Consider the following 225-nt stretch of genomic DNA (forward strand, 5'->3'; position numbering starts at 1 on the left):
AGCCTCTCATTTCTCCTAGTCAAGAAAATGTTGGAACCGCTTCCGGTAATTCGATATTGATATAGGGATCACCAGCGTTTCCGACGCTTGTTTTAGGTGCAGTAAATGAGCAGCACGGTTCGGTTGTCAGACGTCGCCAAATTGGCGGAGGTTGGCGTTGGAACCGCTTCGCGAGTTTTGAATGGCTCGGCCAATGTTTCGGCAGCAACACGAAAAAAGGTTTTG

1 protein-coding gene is annotated in these 225 nt (G+C 48.9%); it reads left to right on the forward strand.

The annotated features are described in order from the left end of the window. Positions 1 to 105: 105 nt before the first annotated feature. A partial coding sequence (locus ACWGS9_RS36215; protein WP_454509582.1) for a LacI family DNA-binding transcriptional regulator occupies positions 106 to 225 on the forward strand: 120 nt, incomplete at its 3' end.

Source organism: Mesorhizobium sp. Arg314, from assembly GCF_053714275.1.